The sequence below is a fragment of the Polaribacter septentrionalilitoris genome (genome assembly GCF_009832745.1).
Lineage (GTDB): Bacteria > Bacteroidota > Bacteroidia > Flavobacteriales > Flavobacteriaceae > Polaribacter > Polaribacter septentrionalilitoris.
In genome coordinates this window covers 1-24,983 of the sequence record NZ_VRMJ01000032.1, presented here as the reverse complement: position 1 = coordinate 24,983, position 24,983 = coordinate 1, and the positions used below count along the sequence as shown (strand labels likewise).

The window sequence follows — 24,983 nt, the reverse complement described above, 5'->3', positions numbered from 1 at the left end:
CTACTTGGTAGGTGCTTTTATGACGCTATTTTTATTGGCTATTGTATTTCGAGTATTTGCCATTCAGTACAAAGAAGGTGAGAAATATAAAAAGCTTTCTACAGAATTAACGATAAAGCAAGATACTATTTACGCAAATAAAGGAAACGTGTATGCTGCAGATGGTAATTTGTTGGCAACTTCAATGTCAAAATTCACAATTCGAATGGATGTTGTGGCTGCGGTTCAAAGCGGAGTTTTTGAAAAAAATGTTGCTGGTTTGGCTAAGGAGTTATCTAAAATGTTTGGTAAGTCTCAGCGCTTTTATCAGAATAAATTACGAAAAGCCAAAAATAAAAGAAATCGATATTTGTTGATTGCAAGAAATGTTGGTTATACAGATTATTTAAAAATAAAGCAATTTCCTATTTTTAATAGAGGTGTGTATAAAGGAGGTTTTATTGCAGAGCATAAAACTGTTCGTGCACATCCCATAGGTAAAATTGCAGAGCGAACTATTGGTTATGATGATTTTAGAGGTGGAGCAGGTATTGAAGGTGCTTTTGCTGAGTTTATGCAGGGTGAAAATGGTTTGCGCTGGAAACAAAAAATAGCAAAAAACCAGTGGAAACCAATCAATGATATTAACGAAAAAGAACCAATTGATGGTCATGATATTATCACTACAATAGATGTAAATATTCAGGATATTACACATCATGCTTTGTTGGGTAGTCTAGAGTATTTTGAAGCTGACCATGGTTGTGCAGTGGTTATGGAAACAGCGACTGGTGAAATTAAAGCCATTTCTAATTTAGGAAGAACGTCAAAGGGAACCTATTACGAAAAAAGAAATTATGCGGTTTGGGAAAGTCACGAACCTGGTTCTACATTTAAATTAGCAAGTTTAATGATTGCTTTGGATGATAAGAAAATAGATACATCTACTGTTGTTGATACTGAAAAAGGACGAATTTTTATCAGTAGAAAAAAAGTAGAAGATTCAAGAAGAGGTGGTTATGGTAAAATTTCTGCAGGAAGAGTTTTTGAAGTTTCTTCTAATGTCGGAATTGTAAAACTCATTAGAAAACATTACGATGATAATCCAAAGAGTTTTGTTTCTAAACTTGAAGAATACGGATTTACAAAACCAATAGGGTTTCAAATTAAAGGAGAAGGTAAGCCTTATGTGCCACATCCAAAAGAAAAAACTTGGAATAAAATTTCTTTAGAATGGATGTCTTGGGGGTATGGAGTTTCAGTTACGCCAATGCAAACTTTAATGTTTTATAATGCTGTTGCAAACAATGGTGTAATGGTAAAACCAAGGTTTATCAAAGAATTAAGGCGTGAAGATAAAACCGAAAAAGTATTTGAAACTGAGGTTGTAAATCCAAAAATTGCTTCTGAAGAAACGTTAAAGAAGATTCGTAAAGTGATGGAAAATGTTGTTGTAAAAGGAACAGCAAAAAATATTTATTCTCCAAACTTTTCAATGGCAGGAAAAACAGGAACTGCAAAAAAATACATTCCAAGAATTAAAAATAAAAAAGGCGAATGGGAAGGTGGTTATTATTCGACCAAGCATTATGTAGCCTCTTTTGCGGGCTTTTTTCCTGCAGATCATCCTAAGTACTCTTGCATTGTAGTTATTCATGATCCAAAGAAAGAGAAAGGATATTATGGTGCAACAGTTGCTGCGCCTGTTTTTAAAGAAATTGCTCAAAAAATTTATACCACAACTCCAGTTGATAAACAGTCTGTGGATGATGAAGTAAAATTTACTTCAATAGAAAATCAATACCAAAATTTTGATAAAATAGTTCAGAAAAATCATCAAGAAATTCCTGATGTAAGAGGAATGTCTGGTATGGATGCTTTATCTCTACTAGAGAATATTGGTTTAAAAGTAAAACTCTCTGGAGTAGGTAAAGTGAAGTCTCAATCACTAAAAAAAGGAGAAAAATTAATCAAAGGAAGAACCATCATTTTAAAACTTTCATAAGCTGAAAAATTTAAAAGACATATTATATCAAGTTGCTATTCAAGAAGTATTTGGACTTACAAATATTGAGGTGAATGCTGTTGTTTTTGATTCTCGAAAAGTATCAAAGAATGATGTTTTTGTGGCTCAAAAAGGAGTTACAGTTGATGGTCATTTATATATTGATAAAGCAATTGAGTTGGGTGCTTCTGCTATTGTTTGTGAAGATTTTCCTAAAGTTAAAAAAGAAGGAATAACTTATGTTAAAGTTGCAGATGCTAATACTGCCCTAGCAATTTTAGCGGCTAATTTTTATGATAATCCTTCTCAGAAATTACCATTAGTTGGTGTAACTGGTACAAATGGGAAAACTACAATTGCATCATTATTGTATCAATTGTTTAAAAAAGCAGGATATAAGGTTGGTTTATTATCAACAGTTAAGATTTTAGTAGATGAGGATGAGTTTAAGGCAACACATACCACTCCAGATTCAATAACAATCAATAGTTATTTAGATAAAATGATTGATGCTGGTGTCGATTATTGTTTTATGGAGGTGAGTTCTCATGGAATTCATCAAAAAAGAACTGAAGGGTTAACTTTTGCAGGCGGAATTTTTACCAATCTCTCTCATGATCATTTAGATTATCATGAAACATTTGCAGAGTATAGAAATGTAAAAAAATCATTTTTTGATTTCTTACCAAAATCAGCATTTGCACTTACAAATATCGATGATAAAAATGGTGGTTTTATGTTGCAAAACACAAAAGCTAAAAAATACAGTTACGCTACAAAAACCATAGCAGATTACAAGGCTAAAATTTTAGAAAAACAGTTTTCTGGAAGTTTATTGAAAATTAACGATACAGAAGTTTGGACAAAATTGATAGGCGGATTTAATGCATATAATTTGCTGGCTATTTATGCAACTGCAGAATTATTAGGCTTAGAAAAACTAGAGATTCTAACTATTGTAAGTCAATTAGAAAATGTTAGTGGTCGATTTGAATATGTAATTTCTGATGAAAATGTGACAGCAATTGTAGATTATGCACACACTCCAGATGCATTAAAAAATGTTTTAGAGACCATTAATGATATTAGAACAGGAAATGAAACACTGATTACAGTTGTGGGTTGTGGAGGAGATAGAGATAAAACCAAAAGACCAAAAATGGCACATATTGCTTCGCAATTGAGCAATCAAGCCATTTTTACTTCCGATAATCCTAGAACTGAAAATCCGCAAACCATTCTTGATGAAATGGAAGAGGGTGTTGCTGCTGAAAATTATAAAAAAACGATCTCTATTTTAGATAGAAAGCAAGCTATAAAAACAGCTTGTAAATTTTCTAAAAATGGAGATATCATTTTAATTGCTGGAAAAGGACACGAAAACTATCAAGAGGTCAATGGAGTGCGTTCTCATTTTAATGACTTAGAAGAAGTAACCCATTGTTTCAATCAACTAAAAAACAACTAAAATGCTGTATTATTTATTTGAATATTTAGAAAATGAATTCAGTTTCCCTGGAGCAAGTGTGTTTCAGTTTATCACGTTTAGAGCAGCAGCAGCATTTGTGTTATCGATCTTAATTTCTGCAATTTACGGAAAAAGAATCATTGATTTTTTAAGAAAACAGCAAGTTGGAGAGACTGTTCGTGATTTAGGTTTGGAAGGTCAGAAGCAAAAATCAGGAACTCCAACAATGGGGGGAATTATCATCATTTTAGCAACATTAATTCCTGCTGTTTTATTAACCAAACTAGATAATATTTACATCATTTTGTTGATTGTCACAACAGTTTGGATGGGGATGATTGGTTTTTTAGACGATTACATTAAAGTATTTAAAAAAGATAAAGCGGGTTTAAAAGGAAAGTTTAAGGTTCTTGGGCAAGTTGGTTTAGGGGTTATAGTTGGTTCTATGTTGTATTTTAATGATGGAGTTACCATCAAAGAGCAGCTTCCTGTAGAGCAGCAAGTTGTTCAAAATAACGGAAGAAAAAAGGTTTTTGGTGAAGCTCATAAATCTACAAAAACAACAGTTCCTTTTTTTAAAAATAATGAGTTAGAGTATTCAAAAGCACTGAGTTTTTTAGGTGATGGTTATGAAAAATATGGATGGATTATTTTCATATTTATCACAGTTTTTATTGTAACAGGGGTTTCTAACGGAGCAAATTTAACAGACGGAATTGATGGTTTAGCAGCTGGGTCATCAGCAATAATGGTGGTCACTTTAGCAATTTTTGCTTGGGTTTCAGGTAACATCATTTTTGCAGATTATTTAGATGTTATGTACATCCCCAATTCAGGAGAAATGACCGTTTTTATTTTGGCATTTGCAGGAGCTTTGATTGGTTTTTTGTGGTACAATACCTATCCAGCTCAGGTTTTTATGGGAGATACTGGGAGTTTAACTATAGGTGGAATTATTGCAGTTATTGCAATTGCAATCCGTAAAGAATTGTTGTTACCCATTTTAGCAGGAATTTTTGTTGTAGAAAATTTATCGGTAATCCTTCAAGTGTCTTGGTTTAAATACACTAAAAAGAAATTTGGAGCAGGAAGACGAATTTTTAAGATGTCACCATTACATCATCATTATCAAAAATTGAGTTATCACGAAAGTAAAATTGTGGTTCGTTTTTGGATTGTGGGAATCTTATTGGCAGTAATTTCAGTAGCAACATTGAAGTTGAGATAAAATGAAACGATTGGTCATTCTTGGTGGAGGTGAAAGTGGAGTAGGTACTGCGCTTTTAGGAAAGAAAAAAGGATATGAAGTTTTTGTGTCAGACAAAGGTGAGCTATCAAAAAAATATAAAAAAGTTCTTATACATAACGAGATAGATTTTGAGGAGAAAAATCATACAGAAAGCAAAATTATAAATGCAGATGTTGTGATGAAAAGCCCTGGAATTCCGGATACAGTTTCTTTAATTATAAAATTAAAAGAATTGTCAATTCCTGTAATTTCTGAGATAGAATTTGCAGCTCAATTTACAGAGGCAACTATTGTTGGAATAACAGGTTCTAATGGAAAAACAACAACAACACTATTAACACATCACATTCTAAAAAATGCAGGGTTAAATGTTGGTGTTGCCGGAAATATTGGGTTGAGCTTTGCACAACAAGTAGCAGAAGAAAATTATGAAAACTATGTATTAGAGATTAGTAGTTTTCAGTTAGATGGTGTTGAGGAGTTTAATAGTCATATTGCCATTTTAACCAATATTACACCAGATCATTTAGATAGATATGATTATGATTTTAATAAATATATAGCCTCAAAATTTAGAATCACAAAGAACCAAAAATCAACCGATTATTTAATTTATGATGCAGATGATAAAGCCATTAATAATTGGTTGAAAAACAATAGTACAAAAGCAAATTTAGTTCCGTTTTCAATTGAAAGAGAATTGGAATTCGGAGCATATTTAAAAGACAATAACATTATAATCAATACAAACAAAGACAAACTTATTATGCCATTATCAACCTTATCAGTAAAAGGAAAACACAATACAAAGAATGCCATGGCAGCAACAATGGCTGCGCAATTATTAAAAGTTAGAAAAGAATCAATCAAAGAAAGTTTGTCAAACTTTGAAGGGGTAGAACATCGTTTAGAAAATGTGGCAAAAATTAAAGGAGTAGAATATATTAATGATTCTAAAGCAACCAATGTTAATGCAACTTTTTATGCATTAGAATGTATGGATAAATCTACGGTTTGGATTGTTGGAGGTGTTGATAAAGGAAACGATTATAATGATTTATTGCCTTTAGTTCGCGAAAAAGTAAAAGCAATAGTTTGTCTAGGTATGGATAATGAGAAAATTAAAAAAACGTTTGGGAATGTTGTAGATATGATTGTAGAAACAGCAGGAGCAGAAGAAGCAGTAAAAGTATCTCATAAATTAGCAGAAAGAGGTGATGCTGTTTTATTATCACCAGCATGCGCAAGTTTTGATTTGTTTGAAAACTATGAAGACAGAGGTCGTAAATTTAAAAAAGCAGTAAGAAATCTTTAAAAACTAAAACTAAAACTAAAACTAAAATTGAAAACCATTTTTCAACATATTAAAGGAGATAAAACCATTTGGGCAATTGTTGCTGTTTTGGCAATATTCTCTTTTATGCCCGTATATAGCGCAAGCACAAACTTGGTCTATGTAGTTGGTTCTGGGTCTACTTTTGGGCACTTAATCAAACATATGGTGTTGTTGTTTTTTGGTTTTTTAATCATTTATGGAGTGCATAAAATTCCATATCGATATTTTTCAGGAGGTTCAGTTTTAATGCTTCCAGTGGTTATTATTTTGTTGATTTTTACTCTAGCACAAGGAACTACAATTGGAGGAGCAAACGCAAGTAGATGGATTAGAATTGGCGGTATTGGTTTTCAAACATCAACATTAGCAGGTTTGGTGTTAATGGTTTATGTGTCAAGATATTTAGCAAAAAACAAAGAAAAGAAAATCAATTTTAAAGAAAGTTTATGGCAATTATGGTTGCCAGTTGCGGCTATTTTAATGTTGATTTTGCCTGCAAACTTCTCCACTACAGCCATTATTTTTGTCATGATTTTGATGATTGCATTTATTGGTGGTTATCCTTTAAAATACATTGGTTTTATTTTAGGAGCAGGAATCGTAGCTTTATCTATTTTTATATTAATTGCAAAAGCTTTTCCAGATGCAATGCCAAACAGAGTACAGACTTGGCAAAGTAGAATTGAGAATTTTTCAAACTCAGACGGTAAGGAGGCTTATCAAGTAGAAAAAGCTAAAATAGCAATTGCTACAGGTGGTCCAGTAGGATTAGGTCCAGGAAAAAGTGTGCAAAAAAACTTTTTACCACAATCTACATCCGATTTTATTTTTGCCATCATTGTTGAAGAATATGGTTTGGTAGGTGGCTTTTTAATAGTCTCTATTTATTTTATTTTACTTTTTAGAATTTTTGTGGTCATCAAAAAAACAACCACAATTTTTGGAACTTTATTAGTGCTTGGGGTTGGAATTCCAATTATTTTTCAAGCTACAATTAATATGGCTGTTGCCACGAACTTGTTTCCTGTTACAGGGCAAACATTACCGCTCATTAGTAGTGGAGGAACTTCTATCTGGATGACGTGTTTTGCACTCGGAATGATTTTGAGTGTAAGCGCATCAAAAGAAGAAACAGAAGCTGATATTTTAGATGATAATCCTTTAGATATACTGCATGAAACACTGGACTAAGACTATCTATTCAAATGCTAGAAATATATTAGGTGTTACATACATCCTTAAATTAAAAATAAAAAAGTCTGTATGAAACAATCGATTAATATATTAATTTCTGGAGGCGGAACAGGAGGGCACATTTACCCTGCCATCGCCATTGCTAACGAATTGAAATTGCGTTATCCAGATGCTAATTTTTTGTTTGTTGGAGCAAAAGATAAAATGGAAATGGAGAAAGTTCCGCAAGCGGGACACGATATTAAAGGATTGTGGATTTCTGGAATTCAGCGAAAACTAACTGTAGATAATTTGTCTTTTCCGTTTAAATTGACCAGCAGTCTAATTAAAGCTGCAAAAATTATTAGGCAATTTAAGCCTGATGTAGCTATCGGAACAGGAGGTTTTGCAAGTGGGCCAACGCTAATTATGGCAAGTAGAAAAGGAATTCCTACGTTGATACAAGAGCAAAATTCGTATCCAGGAATTACAAATAAATTATTGAGTAAGAAAGCTGATAAAATTTGTGTTGCTTACGATAATTTAGAACGATTTTTCCCGCAAGAAAAAATTGTAAAAACAGGAAATCCAGTACGTCAAGATTTACTGTCTATACATGCTAAAACAGAAGAAGGAAAAGCATTTTTTGCTATTAATAAAACAAAGAAAACGATTCTAGTTTTAGGAGGAAGTTTGGGTGCGAGAAAAATAAATCAGTTGATAGAAACAAACTTAGATTTTTTCAAAAAACAAGAGGTACAAGTCATATGGCAATGTGGTAAATTGTATTATGAAGAGTATAAAAAATATGATGAATTAGAGCATATCCAAGTGCATCAGTTTTTAAATAGAATGGATTTGGCTTATGCTGCTTCAGATATTATCATTTCTAGAGCAGGAGCAAGTTCAGTGTCAGAATTGTGTATTGTTGGAAAACCCGTAATTTTTATTCCGTCACCAAATGTGGCAGAAGATCATCAAACTAAAAATGCAAAATCAATTGCAGATCAACATGGGGCAATTTTACTTAGAGAAAGTGAGTTAGATACGTTTCCGATTGTGTTTGAAACGTTGTTAAAAGACAAAGGCAAACAAGAGCATTTGTCGGAAAATATAAATGAACTAGCCTTACCAGGAGCAACAACAGATATTGTAAATGAAATTGAAAAATTATTGAGAAAGTGAATTTAAAAACCTTACATAATATCTATTTTGTCGGAATTGGTGGCATAGGAATGAGTGCAATAGCTCGTTACTTTACAGCCAATGGAAAACAAGTGGCGGGTTATGATAAAACACCTTCTCAAATTACAAATGAGTTGGTGAATTTAGGTGTCGAAATTCATTTTGAAGACGCAATAAAAAATATTCCGATTTCATTTTTAGATAAAGAACAAACATTGGTGGTATATACACCAGCAGTTCCTAAAAAACATAGTGAACTCAATTACTTTTTTGACAATGATTTTACCGTTTTAAAAAGAGCAGAAGTTTTAGGTGAAATTACCAAAACCACATTCTGTTTAGCGGTAGCAGGTACTCACGGAAAAACAACAACTTCTTCGATTTTAGGTCATATCATGGCACAAGAAAAGGCAACTTCCTTTTTAGGCGGAATTGCAGAGAACTACAATTCAAATCTAATTTTGGGCGAAGATAAAATTAGTGTTGTAGAAGCAGACGAATTTGATAGGTCATTTCTAAAATTGAGTCCAAATATAGCTTCTGTGACTTCTATGGATGCTGATCATTTAGATATTTATGGTGCACCAGAAGCATTAAAAGAATCATTTTTAGAATTTACAAATCAAGTTTCTGATACGTTAATAGTTGCTAAAGGTTTGCCTTTAAAAGGCCTTACTTATGCAATTAACGAAACAGCAGATTACAAAGCTGTCAACTTAAAAATAGAAAATGGGAAGTATATTTTTGATGTAAAAACACCAACATCAACAATACAGAATATTGAGTTTCATTTACCTGGAAAACACAATGTAATGAATGCCTTAGCTGCATTGGCTATGGCAGATGTGTATGGGGCTTCATTAGAAAATATTAAACAAAGCTTGTCAACTTTTAAAGGTGTAAAAAGAAGATTTTCTTATAAAATTAAAAAGGATGATTTTGTGTTGATTGATGATTATGCACATCACCCAACAGAGATTAATGCTGTAGAAAATTCTGTAAGAGAAATGTATCCTGATGAAAAAGTGTTGGTAATTTTTCAACCACATTTGTTTTCGAGAACTAAAGATTTTATAGATGACTTTGCATTTGCTTTATCTAAGTTTGATGAAGTGGTTTTGTTAGATATTTATCCTGCAAGAGAAGAACCAATTGCTGGAGTAAATTCTGAGTTGTTATTAAGTAAAATAAATCATCAGCATAAAAAAGTAAGTCAAAAAAAGAATATTACAAAAGATATTAAGAATTCATCAGCAAAAGTGGTGGTTATGTTAGGTGCTGGAGATATTGGATTGCTAATTGAAGAGGTAGTAAAAGAACTTTTAAAAACAACTGCAAATGAAGTTTAAAAGAGTTTTAAAATATGTATCATTCCTATTATTAATAGGGAGTTTGGGGTTTTTGTATAGTTTTTCTTTAAAAAGAAATTTTAACAAAAAAATCAGTCAAATTGTGGTTGAATTTGAAGAAGGAAATAATCATTTTTTAACGCATGCTATGGTTAATAAATTGTTAATACAAAATGACACCACCTTGAAAAACCAAGCAAAATCTGTAATAGATTTATACAGTTTAGAGAAAAATGTGTCTAAAAATCCGTATGTAGAAAAAGCATCCGTTTTTTTAACCATTGGTGGTACATTAAAATCAACCATAAAACAACGTACACCTGTTGCAAGAATTATCAATGATGATTCTTCTTATTATATTGACAAACAAGGTGTAGTAGTTCCATTGTCGGAGTTGTATTCCGCTAGAGTAATGTTGATTTCTGGGGTTAAAAATGATAAGGAGATTAAAGAAATTTTACCTTTAGTTTCCTTTATTTTAGAAGATGATTTTTTAGAAAAAGAAGTTGTTGGGATACAGAAATTAGACACAGATGAGTATCAATTTTCCGTGAGAAGTGGAGATTACAAAATCGATTTTGGAAAATTAACTGAAATGGATATAAAATTTAAGAAGTTAAAAGCGTTTTATAACAAAACATTTTTAGACAAAACAATAGAAAATTATAAAACGATTAATGTAAAATATCACAACCAAGTTGTGTGCACAAAATAAATCAAAATGGAAAATAACAAAATAGCTGTTGGTTTAGACATTGGTACTACCAAAATTGTTGCAATGATTGGGCGTAAGAACGAATACAATAAGATTGAGGTTGTTGGTATTGGTAAAGCAAAAAGTCTAGGTGTTAAACGTGGTGTAGTAAGTAACATTACCCAAACCATACAATCTATTCAGCAAGCTGTAGATGAAGCAGAAAGTGTTTCTGGTATTAAGATAGAAGAGGTTGTTGTTGGTATTGCTGGTCAGCATATTAGAAGTTTACATCACAGTGATTACATCACTAGAAATAATGCAGATGAAGTTATTGAAGATGATGATATCGATAATTTAGTCAACCAAGTGCATAAGTTGGTCATGTTGCCAGGAGAAGAAATTATTCATGTTTTACCACAAGAATTTAAAGTAGATTCTCAAGCAGATATCAAAGAACCAATAGGAATGTATGGTGGTCGTTTAGAAGCCAATTTTCACGTTGTTGTGGGGCAAGTTTCTTCGATTAGAAATATTGGACGTTGTGTAAAAAGTGCTGGATTAGGGTTGAATGAAATTACGCTAGAACCTTTAGCATCTGCATCTGCAGTGTTAAGCCAAGAAGAAAAAGAAGCGGGAGTTGCTCTGATAGATATCGGTGGTGGAACTACAGATTTAGCGATTTTCAAAGACGGAATTATAAGGCATACTGCAGTAATTCCCTTTGGGGGAAATGTCATTACGGATGATATTAAAGAAGGATGTTCAATCATCGAAAAGCAAGCAGAATTATTAAAAATTAAGTTTGGTTCTGCATGGCCAGGAGAAAATAAAGAAACAGAAATTGTTTCAATTCCTGGTTTAAGAGGAAGAGAACCTAAAGAAATAACGCTAAAAAACCTATCAAAAATAATTCATGCAAGAGTTCAAGAAATTATTGAACATGTATATTTAGAAATTAAAAATTACGGACATGAAACTGCGAAAGGAAAATTAATTGCAGGTATTGTGTTAACAGGTGGTGGTTCTCAATTAAAACACTTACGTCAGTTGGTAGAATACATCACTGGTATGGATGCTAGAATTGGTTTTCCTAATGAACATCTGGCAGGTGATTCTGATGAAATGTTGTCTAGTCCTTCTTATGCGACAGCTGTAGGATTATTAATGGAAGGTTTAGAAAGGTATATCAAAGAAGAAACTGTAGAAGAAATTGAAGAAGTCCTAGAGACAGAAGTAAGTGAAGGAAATGAGGATGATGAAACTCCAGTGGTAGAAGAAAAACCAAAACCAAAAAAGAAGACGTTTTTTGAAAAGTTTACAGAAGGTCTAAAAGACTTTTTGGACAACGCAGAATAAAGAAGAAGTAAAAGAATATATAATAAACAATCAATAAAAATAGAACGTTATTATGAGCGCAGAATTTGATAACATTTCATTTGATATGCCTAAAACACAATCCAATACTATAAAAGTAATTGGTGTTGGTGGTGGAGGTAGCAACGCTGTTAACCACATGTTTAAACAGCATATTAAAGGAGTAGACTTTGTAATCTGTAATACAGATGCACAAGCTTTAGAGAATAGTCCTATTCCTAATAAAATCCAATTGGGGGCAAATTTGACTTCAGGATTAGGGGCAGGAGCAAACCCAGAAATTGGAGCACAAGCAGCTAAAGAAAGCATGCAAGAAATTCAGCAGATGTTAAATACCCAAACAAAAATGGTATTTATAACAGCAGGAATGGGAGGTGGAACTGGTACAGGGGCTGCACCAATTATTGCTAAAATTGCAAAAGATATGGATATTCTTACGGTAGGTATCGTAACAATGCCATTTGCTTTCGAAGGCAGAATGCGTTCAAAACAAGCTCAATTAGGAATCGATCAACTGCGCCAAAATGTTGATTCTTTAATCGTAATTAACAATAATAAATTACGAGAAGTTTATGGAAACCTTGGTTTTAAAGCAGGTTTCTCAAAAGCAGATGAAGTTTTATCTACTGCTTCTAAAGGAATTGCAGAAGTAATAACACATCACTATAAGCAAAATATTGACTTGCATGATGCCAAAACTGTACTATCTAATAGTGGAACAGCAATTATGGGTTCTGCGAAAGAAGAAGGACAAAACAGAGCAAAAAATGCAATTGTAAAAGCATTAGATTCTCCGTTGTTAAATGATAATAAAATTACTGGAGCTAAAAATGTATTGTTATTAATTGTTTCTGGAACTAATGAAGTTACATTAGATGAAATTGGAGAAATCAACGATTTTATTCAAGATGAAGCTGGTTATGATGCCAATATTATTATGGGTATTGGAGAAGATGAAGACTTGGGTGATGCAATTGCTGTAACTGTTGTTGCAACTGGTTTTGCTGCTGATCAACAAAGTACAATTACCAATACAGAGGTAAAAAAAATTGTACATACTTTAGAGGATGAACAAAAAGCGACCTATGATTTTAGTGAAAAGAAAGTCACTAAATCACCTACTTTAAATGAACCTCTAACCAATAAAACTCAAGAAAAAATTATACATACTTTAGAGGATGATGTTGAAGATACCAGACCTAAAATGGATTTGGTAAAAACAACCAATGCAATTGCTGATGTAGATGTGGTTTTCGAAGAAGTTGGTGTTGAAACCATTGAAGAAGAAGATTTTGTAATTACTGATATGACTCTTGAAATTGAAACTGAAGAAGTTGAAGAACCACAAAGCTTACAGGCAGATTTAGTTTTTGATTTTCCACTAAATTCTTTCACTGAAGTAAAACCAGATGAAGAAATCCGTCATGAGTTATCAGAAGAAAAAAGGGTAGAAGATATCGAGGTAAACTCAGCACAAGAAGTTGTGTTAGAAGATAAAAAAATTGAAACGCGTTATGTTTTAGAAGATTTTGATGTACAACCAACTATAGGTAAAAGCTCAAGTATTAAAGAAGAAAAACAAGTAGTGGAGGAAGAAGAGGTGAAATTTGAGTTAAAAACAGCAACTCCTCAAGATGAAATTAATACGATTGAAACTAAAAGTGAGGAAGTATCTCCTTTAGATTTAACAATTAGCGAATTGCAAAAAAGAGCTGAAGAACGTCGTAAGAAGATGAAGGGGTTTAATTATAAATTTAACGATCAGTTAAATAAAAACATTGATGAAATTGAACGTCAACCTGCTTACAAACGTTTGGGTGTAGATTTAGATACCAATGCAGCTATTAGTAAAACAAAAACTACAATTCAAAAAGATGCAGATGATTTAGGGTTGTCTAACAATTCTTTTTTGCATGATAATGTAGATTGATAAAAAACTTTTTAATAAAGCCTCAGAAAAAAACCGCATCAATTTTGATGTGGTTTTTTTATTAAACAATTACCCATAACTATTGGTCTACACTTTTTGGTAAATCACCTATTCTTAACTCTTTAAGAAGTATTATTTTGTTAATTTTACATAAAAACAAAAAAATGATGAAAATATTACACATTCTAAGAACCATGACTTTGTTATTTTGCGTTGTAGGTTTTAGTTTATTTTCAAGTGCTCAAGAAGAACCTTTTAATTGTGATTATAATGCCTATTTATTTCAAAGAAATGATGTTTATGCATTAGATTTGGCTTCAGGAAGTTCGTATTTGGTAGCAGAAGATGTTACTTCAGGAAATATTAACGGAGTAGGATATAACCCAGCAGACGGATACATTTGGGGAGCTTTAAGTACACCAGCAAAAACAATTGTTAGAATTGGTAAAAATTTTCAAGTAAGTACATTTGTTATTAATGAATTACCAAATTCTGGTAGATATATTGGCGATGTAAGTTCTCATGGAGTTTACTACGTAAAAGGTGGTGGAGTAACCTATCATAAAATAGATTTAAACCCAGAATCAGCCACTTATACTCAGCACTTAAGTAATGAAACACTTTCACGAAGTATTAATATTCATGATTGGGCATTTAATGCTGTAGATGGTCATCTTTATAGTGTAGAAAAGAAAACGAACCATTTGTATAGAATTGATATTTCTTCAAGTACAGTTATAGATTTAGGAGAAGTACCAATTTTGTCAGGTTTAAATTACACATATGGTGCTGTTTATTTTGATGCTTCTGGTCGTTTTTATGTATCTGCAAATCAAACAGGAACAGTGTATATGATTAAAGATGTACAGGGTTTAGAAGCTGGAGATACCATGGAGTCTAATCTTTTTGCATTTGGGCCATCAAGTAGTTTAAATGATGGGGCTAGATGTCCTACAGCTCCAGTACCACAAGAAGATTGTGTTAATGGAATAGATGATGATGGTGATGGCTTGGTAGATTGTGATGATCCTGCTTGTTCTGGAGTTGCAGCCTGCCCTGTAATACCTTCACAGGTTTCTAGTGGTAATGAAGGAGGTTTAGAAAGTAATGATCGTCTTTCTCAACAAATTAATAAAAGAAATTATTTGAGAAAAAAATCTAATTTCAAATTTGATAAATTAAGGGCAAAGAAAGTAACTAAAAGTAAAAATTATAAAAAGACCTCACCTAAATCTAATGCATTTGGCTTGAAAGATCTGATTCCTTTAGATATAATTTCTGGAGCAACAACTGTAGAGTCTTCTCCTTTAGATTTAATTGAAATAACAAATGCAACTGAGTTATATTCTGTAGATTATGTAAAAAATTCTGAAACAGTTGCTGTAGTATTAGCTACAAAAACTGAAAACGGTGTATACGAACATACAAAGTTTATTTGTGATCGATTATTAGGCGCAGAATTATTATCAGTTTCTACTATAGAATTATTTGGAGAAGAAGGTGAAGAAGGAGAAGATGAAGGAATAGAAGGTGTAAAATTTATTAAATCTATCATAAAAAATAGCAATGGTGGTAAAGAGTTTGTTTTAAGTTTTTCGGCTAGATTAATAAATAATGATAGTAATTTTCAAATAGATAGCCACTGGAATATTGATAAATACGAGTCAAATACTACGTATTACAATTTTCAAATCTGGTCTAATAGTGTAGATGATTTATTAACTTTGAGTAAAGAAGCAATTGCTTTATTTGATATTCAAAGACCAGTTTCAAATTATGATACATCTAATCCACCACCAATATTTGTAAAAAAGGGGAAATACGTAAATGGAGCGTTAGAACTAGAATTAATTAATGTTAGACGATCTAAAAGTATTGTAATTGATGCAGGTTATAAAAGAACAGAAACATCTAATACAGAATATTTTAAAAACACTTTAGCGTTAACAGGTAATTATATTGAATCTCTAGTCATTGAAACTGGAAACATTTTTGATATTGGATTTAGAATAGAAAACGAATATAATTTAACGCCAGATGATTTATTTATGTCGGATGGAGTTTGGGGAAAAGATGATTCTCCAGAAGGAACTACAGTGAACGAATTTTTAATCTCACAAAACGATGATATTTATACAGAAAGTGGATATAGAGTAGAAAGAAATATTTCTTTAAAGGCTACTACAAGCGAGTACGTATCTGCCTTTAGATCTTTTACTCCTAGATTTACTCCTGTAGATTTATCAGAATATGATTTGTTAGAGTTAGATGCTTACGGAACAGGAGATCTTGAGATTACAATTGTTAAAGAAAGCATAGATTCATGGAAAAATCAATACAGAACAACGATTAAATTAAACGAAACAGAACAACATTTTGCAATTCCTTTTGCACATTTTATTTCTGCTGCTGGCGGAGATTTAGATTTAAATGATGCCGTAAATATTGTTTTTACAATGTCTTCTGATGGTATAGAGGTTTTAGAAAAAGAAATGAGTTTAAAAGATATCCAGTTTACACATCAAGTATTAAGTGTAGGTGATGAGGTTATTGCTGAGAATGAAGCTGTTTTAATGCCTAATCCAATGCACAATAATGCAGAGTTGAGTTTTTATGCAGAAACAAATTCTAATACAAAAATTGAAATTTATAATTTAACTGGTGCTTTAATTAGAAGAATTGAAAAATATACGGTTATTGGAAATAATAAGATTTCTTTACCTAGAGAAGGTTTGAAACCTGGAATGTATTTTTTAAAAATAAGAAATAAATTTAGAAATTATAAAATCATAAAACTGGTTGTGAATTAAAAAAATCATCAACCCAAGTCCTCCTAATTTTCTTTAAAAATCTCATAATTAATTCTATTATGAGATTTTTTTTTACTTTTTTTTACATTGTCGTAAACCACTAATGCTGTAAATAGTTGTTTTTTAGAGTTATTTGATTTTTTTATCCTGTAACATTTTTTTTAGAATGTCGTCTACTTTATATAATCAACAAAACCAAATACCATGAAATATATCCAAACACAATCAATAGTAGAAAGAGGAATTTTAACGTCTGCATACAAGCAAGAAATCAAACATCAGTCTCAAATAGCAAAATCGAAATCTGTAGCACAGATTAAATCGATGTTATTCAACCAAAGTAATTTAGAGAGTCAAACAGGAACTATCTTAAGAGTATCTGTATTTATGATGGCAATCATTTTAATGATTTCATAAAAAAATCTCACAGCATAACTGTGAGATTTTTTAAAAAAGTATATGTTGTAGAGCTTAACTTAAAGCTGTTGCAATTCTTTTAATAGCTTCTCTAATTTGTAACTCAGAAGCTGCATAAGAAATTCTGATACAGTCAGGAGCACCAAATGCATCACCAGTAACAGTAGCAACATTTGCTTTTTCTAATAAGAATAAAGCAAAATCACTTGCATTTTTAATTGTGATTCCTTGAATGGTTTTACCAAAAAATGCTGTAACATCAGGAAAAACATAAAAGGCTCCATCAGGTACGTTTACTTTAAATCCGTCTATTTCTCTTAACAAGTCAATAATAATACCTCTTCTGGTTTTAAATTCATCAACCATATATTGTATTTTGCTTATTGGTGCTAAAACAGCAGTAATAGCAGCTCTTTGCGCAATACAATTGGTTCCTGAAGTAATTTGACCTTGCATTTTTGTACAAGCTTTAGCAATCCATTCTGGAGCACCAATGTAACCAATTCTCCATCCAGTCATTGCAAATGCTTTCGCCAAACCATTTACGGTAATTGTTCTATCGTATAAACTATCAATTGCCGCTAAACTAAATGGTTTTGCATCATAATTAATGTGTTCATAGATTTCATCAGACATAATGTAAACCTGAGGATGTTTTTTTAAAACTTCAGCCAATGCTTCATACTCTTCTTTACTATAAATAACACCACTTGGATTATTTGGAGAGTTAAACAAAATCAACTTTGTTTTTGGTGTAATTGCAGCTTCTAGTTGCGCTGGTGTAATTTTAAAGTTTGTTTCTATAGAAGAAGGAATTTCTACAGATTTAGCTTCACAAAGTGTTGCAATTGCAGAGTAACTTACCCAATAAGGACATGGTAGTAAAACTTCATCTCCAGGGTTTAACAATACTTGCATCACATTAGCAATAGATTGTTTTGCTCCTGTAGAAACTACAATTTGACTAGGTTTATATTCTAAATCATTATCTCTTTTAAACTTGGTGCAAATTGCTTCTTTTAATTCTAAATAACCATCAACAGGTGTGTAAGAATTGTAATTTTGATTGATTGCCTCAATAGCAGCATCTTTAATAAAGTCTGGAGTGTTAAAATCTGGTTCTCCCAAACTTAGGCCTATAATGTCTTTGCCTTCTGCTCTTAATTCTCTTGCTTTAGCAGCCATTGCTAAAGTTGCGGACGCTGGTAAGCTGTTAATTCTGTCCGATAATGGATGTGTCATTTTTAAATATAGTTGTTGTTTGTTGTTGTTTGATATTTTAAGCTATTTCTGGGTTTTTCCCTAAAACTCCTAAATGTCTAAAATGCTCTACAATTGCTTTACGAGTTGTCTCGTATTCATTGTACGGTAAATTAAACTCCTTAGCAGTATCTTTTACAATTTTAGCTAATTTACCATAATGCACATGAGAAATATGTGGAAAAATATGATGTTCAACTTGATGATTTAATCCTCCTGTATAGAAGTTTACCAGCCAGTTACTAGGTGCAAAGTTAGATGTAGTATACAGTTGATGGACTGCCCAAGTATGCTCCAAATTTCCATTTTCATCAGGTATAGGCATTTCAGTTTTTGGAACAATATGTGCTAGCTGAAAAACTAAGCTTAAAATCATACCTGCTGTATAGTGCATCACAAAAAATCCTATTAAAACTTTCCACCAAGCGATGTCTAACACTAAAATTGGTAACACAATCCAAAGTGAGTAGTAAGCAATTTTAGAAATGACTAATTTGGTCCATTCAGTGGTAGGATTAGGAAAATCTCCATAAGATAATTTCTTTTTTAAATACCTACGCATTTGTTTGATGTCTGTAGTAATTGCCCAATTGATGGTTAACAAACCATATAAAAAAATGGAATAAAATTTTTGAATTTTATGGATTGGCAACCATTTAGAATGTTGAGAGAAACGAATAATTCTCCCTGCGTCAATGTCTTCATCATGTCCTTCTACATTTGTAAAAGTATGGTGCAAAACATTGTGTTGTACTTTCCAGTTGTATACATTTCCTGCCAAAATATAAATACTACTACCCATTAATTTGTTTACCCATTTTCTTTTTGAAAAAGAATCGTGATTGGCATCATGCATCACATTCATTCCAACACCAGCCATTCCAATACCAGTAACTACCATTAATACAACCATTGCCCATTGTGGCATTGAAACGGTTAGAATTAATACAAACGGAATTAAAAACAGCGCAAACATTAAAATTGCTTTGGTATACAATTTCCAGTTGCCTGTTCTTTTAATATTATTTTCTTTAAAATATGAGTTGACTCTTTTATTTAAAGTTCTAAAAAACTTAGCTTTGTCTACTCTTGAGAAGTTTATTGTTTTCATTTAATTATTTAATGTTGCAAAAATATACTATTTTGATTTGCTATATATGATAAACGTCAGTTTTTGTTAAGAATTGTTTCCATCAAAAGCCTATTTTTGCATTTATATTTTTTATCGATGGAGCTAATACACAAATATTTTAAAAATTTAACAGAAAAACAAATCGAACAATTTGAAAAACTTCAAGGATTGTACCAAGATTGGAATTTGAAAATCAATGTCGTTTCTAGAAAAGATATCGACGAACTGTATTTGCGTCATGTTTTGCATTCTTTGGGTATTGCTAAAGTGATGCAATTTAAGCCCAATACAAAAGTGATGGATGTTGGAACTGGTGGAGGTTTTCCTGGAATTCCGTTAGCAATATTATTTCCAGAAACTCAATTTCATTTGGTAGATTCAATTGGAAAAAAGATAAAAGTAGTTGATGAAGTTGTTACTGGTTTAGGATTAGAAAATGTAAAAACCACACATGGTAGAGTGGAAGAGGTAAAAGAAACGTACGATTTTATTGTAAGTAGAGCAGTTGCGCAAATGGAAACTTTTGTGAGATGGACCAAAGGAAAGATTGCGAAAAAGCAAAACAACGATTTAAAAAACGGTATTCTCTATTTAAAAGGAGGTGATTTATCCGAAGAACTTCAAAAATATACAACAACTACAATTTACGATTTACCAAATTATTTTGATGAACCTTTTTTTGAAACTAAAAAAGTAGTGCATTTACCCATGAAGTTTAAGGGATAATTTATAACTAAGTTCTTCATTAAACTTCATATTATTTAGCCTTAATAGCATGAGCAGTTCAAAAGTTCTATATAATAATCGAGCAAGGTTTGTTCTAAATTAAAATCTTAAAAAAATATGAATTCACTAACATTGTTGTTTTTTACAATTAATTTTCAGACAGTATCATAATCTCTTTCCAGATACTCTCGTTTACAAAAATTCCTTCTTTCAAATTTTTGGCTCTGGTTTGTGAACTTCGCTCCCCTGGATAATAGATTTTATCTTCAGTATTTATTGGTTCTACATCATGAGTAAAATCAATTATTTCCTCAATAAGTTTTTGTTGTAGGCCTTTATCGTTAAAAACCTCTGGGTAAATACATATATACACTTGAGAAATGGCTGTTTCAATTTCTTTAGAACTTATCTTGCATGTAGAATTTCCAGCAGACAATAAAGTTGCCAACATATCTAGTACTATAGAAAGTGCAGAACCTTTCCAGTACCCAATAGGTAAACCACGTTCTTTAGTTAAAATTTTATCAGGATCATTTGAAAGTTTGTTGTTGTCATCCCAACCACCTTGGTAAGGTAACTTCTCTCCTCTTAATTTGTAGTCGTTAATCTTTCCGAATGAAAATTGTGAAATAGCCATATCCAACACAACATTCCCTTTTTTTCTTGGTATGGATACAACAAAGGGATTATTTCCTATTCGGCTTTCTTTTCCGCCCCAAGGAGGCATATTGGGCTTAGTATTTGTAAAAAGAATCGAAATGCAATTGGCGTCAGCTGCTTGTTTTCCATATGTTCCTCCTCTCATCCAGTGATTGGTATTCCGTAAAGCAACCATTCCCATTCCGTGGAGTTTTGCTAATTCTATAGCTCTATTTGTACATTTTGTAGCATTTACTATACCAGGACCTAGATTACCATCCCAACGTTCTATGTTACCAAAAGAAGCTACTTTTTCTGCTTCAGCATTTACTCTAATAATACCTTTTTTTATGTGTTCAATAAAAAGTGGCACTCTATTGATACCGTGAGAGCTTATACCATCTATAGTGCTTTCTGTAAATACATTAGCAATTAACTTGGCCTTCTGGTTGGTGAATTTATACTTTATAAAGAGTTTGTAGAGCTCACTTTGTATTTTTTCAGGTGAAATTCTCATGAAAATAATTTTGTATTATGTTGATGTAGTTTGTGCTTTTTTGATCTTATTTAGGTATTCAGAAAGTAAAAAGTAGTTTGAAGTGCTATTATTTATGAATTTTAAGCTCAGGTAAATTTACATTATTTTTCTAATATGATTTGAATTTGTATTTGTAATGTGATTTTTAACGTTTGTACATTAAGAGGTTGCTAAGTCTTAAGAAGTGATAAAGCTTGTCTCTTCCAATTTTAATTTCTTGGTTAATAAATTCTTGTTTAAGTTCAGCATAAAGTTTTATTCCACCAGTTCTCATGCCTACTTTTTTGCGATAATTTTTAACCATTTCAATAATTTTAGTATTGTTTATTTGTTTGATTTGTTGCGTTTTAAGTCTTTTGTAGTAGGCTTGTTTAGAGATTCCAAAACATTGATAGATCCATTTTGTTTTAAAATGTTTTTCTTTTTTAGTGCTATCTCTTTTGCTAATGTTTTGGGCAATGACTTTTTTGCCAAATCGACACCAGTAATGATTTCCATATCCGCAATAATATCTTGCTGAAAGTCTTTTTGAAACTCTAGTTCTTCGATTTTCTCTCTAAGTCTTATAATTTGATCATTTTTACTAATACTCATATTTTGTTGTGCCCAGTTATTTTAAACGATAGATTGTCTTATTTTTTTCTCCTATTTTTTCAAATAAATCCAATTCAGTTCCTTTTTTTAAATCTCTACTTGCAGTTGCTGAAGAAATATCTTTAAAAATATCCATGTAATCTTTTCTTGTAAATTCAGTTTTATTTAATGAAACAAAATATTCTAATCTATCTTTTTCATTTAACGTTCGATTATTGAAATCTAATAGTTCACTTATTGAAATATCAATAATGTTTAGCATATATTCAATAAACTTTGTTGACTTTCCAGATTTATCACTTTCTGCTAAAGACTTGTAATATTTTTCCTGGTTTTTACTAATTAGAGTTTCAAAAGGCAAAAACTCAAAGATTGGATACTTCTCCATTAAAATTAAAGTTTGCCATAATCTTCCCATTCTACCATTTCCATCCAAAAATGGATGTATAAATTCCATTTCGTAATGGAAAACACAACTTTTAATTAATTCAATTTCATCAGACTTTTTCAAATATTCAAAAAGATTTTTCATTAAGTATGGCACATTTTCAAAAGGTGGTGCTAAATGCTCAACTTTTGAGCCTTTTAAAATTCCGACACTTTGATTTCTATATTTTCCAGAATTTTCAATTAAACCTTTCATTAAGTTTTGATGTGCTTTTAAAAAGGATTTTTCATTTGGAGGATTATAATCTTCTAAGTTTTCATAGATTTTCATTGCATTTAAAACTTCAAGAACATCTTTTTTAGGGCCAATAACTCTTTTGTTTTCAAGAAGTGCTGTTATTTGTTCTTCTGTAAGTGTGTTTCCTTCTATTTTTAAAGAAGAATGAATAGTTTTGATTCTATTCTGTTTTCTCAATTTAGGTGAAGGTTTGTTTAATAAATTAGCATTTACTTCTCCTATTTTTTCTGAAATAGAAATTATTAATTTTAAAATAGAAGATGTTATTTCGTAAGGTGGTTTCATTTATGATAGTATCATTTGATACTATCAAAGATACAATCATTTATTTTGAATTATCTTATTACTTTGTCATTTTTGTACATAATGTTTAAAATTATGTAGCCTTTATTCAGGACGGGTGTAAATTGCATACAACGTGGATGTATAAACTTTGTTGCGTTGATTTAGCATAAAGTTAATAAATATTTACGGGATTAAAAGTGTGCGAGAATTTTCCAAAATAAGCCATTAACAGCAATAAAATTTATACAATGTTAGCAAACGTTATTTCTTCTATTCTTTTATAAATTTAATCGTACTACCGTTATCAAACTTTATGAAATAATATCCATTTATAAAATTACTGATATCGATTTTTAATTGTTCGGAAATACTACCTTTAGAAATCTCTACACCTAAAGCGTTAAAAATACTGTAGTTTTTATGCGACCGTAATCCTGTAAATTCGATAAAATCCTGTGAAGGATTAGGATACAAACTTGCCTTTTCTTGTAGGCTTATATTAATGGCAGATAATGTTGCAATGTTAAATTTGGAAATTTTATTAGCGCCACCTTCGGCGATATATAGGTCATTTTCATTCAGGGCTAGTCCACCAGGGCGAAACAATCCAGTTACAACATCAGCTTCTGTAGGTGTGGCCTCAGTAATGTTTATATTAGAAATTCTATCTGCCGAAAATTCAGCGATATAGAGATCATTTCCCTTAAGGGCCAATCCAAGAGGGCGAAACAACCCCGTTACAACATCGGTTGTTGTAGATGTAGTTGCAGTAATGTCTATTTTAGAAATTTTATTAGCAAACTCTTCAGCGATATAAAGGTCATTTCCGTTTAGTACTAATCCATAAGGGCTATTCAATCCCGTTACAACATCGGTTACTGTGGGTGTGGTTGCAGTAATATCTATTTTAGAAATTCTATTTGAGCCTAATTGAGAGAAATAAAGGTCATTTCCATTTAGGACTAACGATTGAGGGTTACTCAATCCCGTTACAACATCGGTTGCTGTAGGAGTTGTTGCAGTAATGTCTATTTTAGAAATTTTATTTCCCACAAATTCAGCGATATAAAGGTCATTACCGTTTAGGGCTAATCCAACAGGGCGATTCAATCCCGTTACAACATCGGTTGCTGTAGGAGTTGTTGCAGTAATATCTATTTTAGAAATTTTATTTCCTTCAATTTCAGAGATATAAAGGTTATTTCCGTTTAAGGCTAATCCAACAGGGCGATTCAACCCAGTTACAACATTAGTTTGTGCATCAATTTTATTTCCATATATAAGGAAAACTATCATTGAGAGTAAAAAATAAATTTGTTTCATTTAATAAATTTTAGAGTTAATAATCTGTGTATTATACTGATATAGGTTGACCTTTTTTTAGGTTTAATTAATACGTTCAAACGATTTTTTTAAGCCGTTTAGAAGGCAAAAAATAGCTTGAACTGCTTATTGTTTAAATTTTGAGTTCAGTCAAATTTACATTATTTTTTCTATACGATTTGTATTTTATGTTCGGATTAAGATGTACTTGAGTAGGTTTTCTTAAATCTAGGCTAAAATGGGTTCTTAAATTATTATAAATATATACAGCTTGTTTAGCTGTTTTTTGAGCTACCTCTGTGTTTTTAATACAGTTCTTAAGACCATATTCATATTTTAGCGTTCTATTAATTCTTTCAGCAATAGCATTTTCATAAGGGTCATATTGTTCAGTCATACTCATCATAATTCCATTGTTTTCAGCGAATTCTGTGTACTTAGGATTGCAGTATTGGAATCCCCTGTCAGAATGATGAATGAGTTTTTTATTAGGGTATTTTCTATTTTTAATAGCCATAGCCAATGCGTCTTTACACAGCGATGTTTTCATATGATTATCGAGGTTATATCCCATAATTTGCTTAGAATACGCGTCTGTAACAATTGCTAAATAGTTGTGTCCGTTTTCAGTTTTAATATAGGTAATATCGCTTACCCAAAGCTGTTCTGGACGAGTTGGGATTTTATCTTTTACAATGTTCTTATATTTTCTAAATATATGATTAGAATTGGTAGTTGTTACGTAGTTTTTTCTTTTCGGGATTAATAAATTATTGAGTCTTAAAAAGCGATAGAACTTGTCTCTTCCTATGTTGATGTTTTGTTCAAT

20 protein-coding genes are annotated in these 24,983 nt (G+C 31.5%); 13 read left to right on the top strand and 7 right to left on the bottom strand.

Annotated features, from left to right (window positions below; translation table 11 throughout):
- The first annotated feature begins 19 nt into the window (after window positions 1-19).
- From FP421_RS06915 to FP421_RS06860, 12 genes are all read left to right on the top strand, one after another.
- Window positions 20-1,984 carry a penicillin-binding protein gene (locus FP421_RS06915; RefSeq protein WP_159949143.1) on the top strand — a complete coding sequence of 655 codons (1,965 nt, stop codon included), beginning with the start codon at window positions 20-22 and terminating at the stop codon, window positions 1,982-1,984.
- Between the two features lies 1 nt (window position 1,985).
- Window positions 1,986-3,452, top strand: coding sequence for a UDP-N-acetylmuramoyl-L-alanyl-D-glutamate--2,6-diaminopimelate ligase (locus FP421_RS06910; protein WP_159949141.1), 1,467 nt, complete (start codon window positions 1,986-1,988; stop codon window positions 3,450-3,452).
- 1 nt (window position 3,453) lies between these two features.
- Window positions 3,454-4,680 (top strand): phospho-N-acetylmuramoyl-pentapeptide-transferase, encoded by a 1,227-nt coding sequence (mraY, locus tag FP421_RS06905; RefSeq protein WP_159948994.1) that lies wholly within the window; start codon window positions 3,454-3,456, stop codon window positions 4,678-4,680.
- 1 nt (window position 4,681) lies between these two features.
- On the top strand, window positions 4,682-6,016 hold the full coding sequence (gene murD / locus FP421_RS06900) for a UDP-N-acetylmuramoyl-L-alanine--D-glutamate ligase (RefSeq protein WP_159948992.1): 1,335 nt from the start codon (window positions 4,682-4,684) through the stop codon (window positions 6,014-6,016).
- A gap of 27 nt (window positions 6,017-6,043) precedes the next feature.
- Complete coding sequence (locus FP421_RS06895) at window positions 6,044-7,228, top strand: FtsW/RodA/SpoVE family cell cycle protein (protein WP_159948990.1); 1,185 nt, start codon at window positions 6,044-6,046, stop codon at window positions 7,226-7,228.
- Window positions 7,229-7,300: 72 nt separating this feature from the next.
- The gene (gene murG, locus FP421_RS06890; protein WP_159948988.1) at window positions 7,301-8,395 is read left to right on the top strand and encodes an undecaprenyldiphospho-muramoylpentapeptide beta-N-acetylglucosaminyltransferase; all 1,095 of its coding nucleotides are present in this window, start codon (window positions 7,301-7,303) and stop codon (window positions 8,393-8,395) included.
- Window positions 8,392-9,744: a UDP-N-acetylmuramate--L-alanine ligase gene (gene murC, locus FP421_RS06885; protein WP_159948986.1), complete on the top strand. Its 1,353-nt coding sequence runs from the start codon at window positions 8,392-8,394 to the stop codon at window positions 9,742-9,744. The genes murG and murC overlap by 4 nt, the downstream gene beginning before the upstream one ends.
- Complete coding sequence (locus tag FP421_RS06880; RefSeq protein ID WP_159948984.1) at window positions 9,734-10,459, top strand: cell division protein FtsQ/DivIB; 726 nt, start codon at window positions 9,734-9,736, stop codon at window positions 10,457-10,459. The genes murC and FP421_RS06880 overlap by 11 nt, the downstream gene beginning before the upstream one ends.
- A gap of 6 nt (window positions 10,460-10,465) precedes the next feature.
- A complete protein-coding gene (gene ftsA / locus FP421_RS06875; RefSeq protein WP_159948982.1) occupies window positions 10,466-11,797 on the top strand; it encodes a cell division protein FtsA in 1,332 nt (443 codons plus the stop codon).
- A gap of 52 nt (window positions 11,798-11,849) precedes the next feature.
- Window positions 11,850-13,745, top strand: a complete 1,896-nt coding sequence (gene ftsZ, locus FP421_RS06870) for a cell division protein FtsZ (protein WP_159948980.1) — start codon at window positions 11,850-11,852, stop codon at window positions 13,743-13,745.
- Window positions 13,746-13,909: 164 nt separating this feature from the next.
- Window positions 13,910-16,555 carry a DUF6923 family protein gene (locus FP421_RS06865; protein WP_159948978.1) on the top strand — a complete coding sequence of 882 codons (2,646 nt, stop codon included), beginning with the start codon at window positions 13,910-13,912 and terminating at the stop codon, window positions 16,553-16,555.
- Between the two features lie 204 nt (window positions 16,556-16,759).
- Window positions 16,760-16,972 (top strand): hypothetical protein, encoded by a 213-nt coding sequence (locus FP421_RS06860; RefSeq protein WP_159948968.1) that lies wholly within the window; start codon window positions 16,760-16,762, stop codon window positions 16,970-16,972.
- A 54-nt stretch (window positions 16,973-17,026) separates the two neighbouring features.
- Here the strand turns inward: FP421_RS06860 and FP421_RS06855 are convergent, their stop codons facing one another.
- Together FP421_RS06855 and FP421_RS06850 are read right to left on the bottom strand one after the other, a co-directional pair.
- Complete coding sequence (locus tag FP421_RS06855) at window positions 17,027-18,214, bottom strand: pyridoxal phosphate-dependent aminotransferase (RefSeq protein WP_201288809.1); 1,188 nt, start codon at window positions 18,212-18,214, stop codon at window positions 17,027-17,029.
- A gap of 37 nt (window positions 18,215-18,251) precedes the next feature.
- Entirely contained in the window at window positions 18,252-19,343 is a 1,092-nt protein-coding gene (locus tag FP421_RS06850; RefSeq protein WP_159948966.1) for a fatty acid desaturase family protein, read from the bottom strand.
- Between the two features lie 117 nt (window positions 19,344-19,460).
- On the opposite strand from FP421_RS06850, the gene rsmG reads away from it, so the two are divergent.
- On the top strand, window positions 19,461-20,090 hold the full coding sequence (rsmG, locus tag FP421_RS06845) for a 16S rRNA (guanine(527)-N(7))-methyltransferase RsmG (protein WP_159948964.1): 630 nt from the start codon (window positions 19,461-19,463) through the stop codon (window positions 20,088-20,090).
- A 148-nt stretch (window positions 20,091-20,238) separates the two neighbouring features.
- Here rsmG and yiaK read toward each other — a convergent pair whose 3' ends face one another.
- The 5 genes from yiaK to FP421_RS06820 form a co-directional block, all read right to left on the bottom strand.
- Window positions 20,239-21,246: a 3-dehydro-L-gulonate 2-dehydrogenase gene (gene yiaK / locus FP421_RS06840; protein ID WP_159948962.1), complete on the bottom strand. Its 1,008-nt coding sequence runs from the start codon at window positions 21,244-21,246 to the stop codon at window positions 20,239-20,241.
- 345 nt (window positions 21,247-21,591) lie between these two features.
- Complete coding sequence (locus tag FP421_RS06835) at window positions 21,592-21,861, bottom strand: hypothetical protein (RefSeq protein ID WP_201288808.1); 270 nt, start codon at window positions 21,859-21,861, stop codon at window positions 21,592-21,594.
- A gap of 16 nt (window positions 21,862-21,877) precedes the next feature.
- Window positions 21,878-22,831: a Fic family protein gene (locus FP421_RS06830; RefSeq protein WP_159948960.1), complete on the bottom strand. Its 954-nt coding sequence runs from the start codon at window positions 22,829-22,831 to the stop codon at window positions 21,878-21,880.
- A gap of 270 nt (window positions 22,832-23,101) precedes the next feature.
- On the bottom strand, window positions 23,102-24,154 hold the full coding sequence (locus tag FP421_RS06825) for a T9SS type A sorting domain-containing protein (protein WP_159948958.1): 1,053 nt from the start codon (window positions 24,152-24,154) through the stop codon (window positions 23,102-23,104).
- A gap of 133 nt (window positions 24,155-24,287) precedes the next feature.
- The coding region (locus FP421_RS06820) for an IS3 family transposase (RefSeq protein WP_159948956.1) at window positions 24,288-24,983 on the bottom strand (696 nt) is incomplete at its 5' end.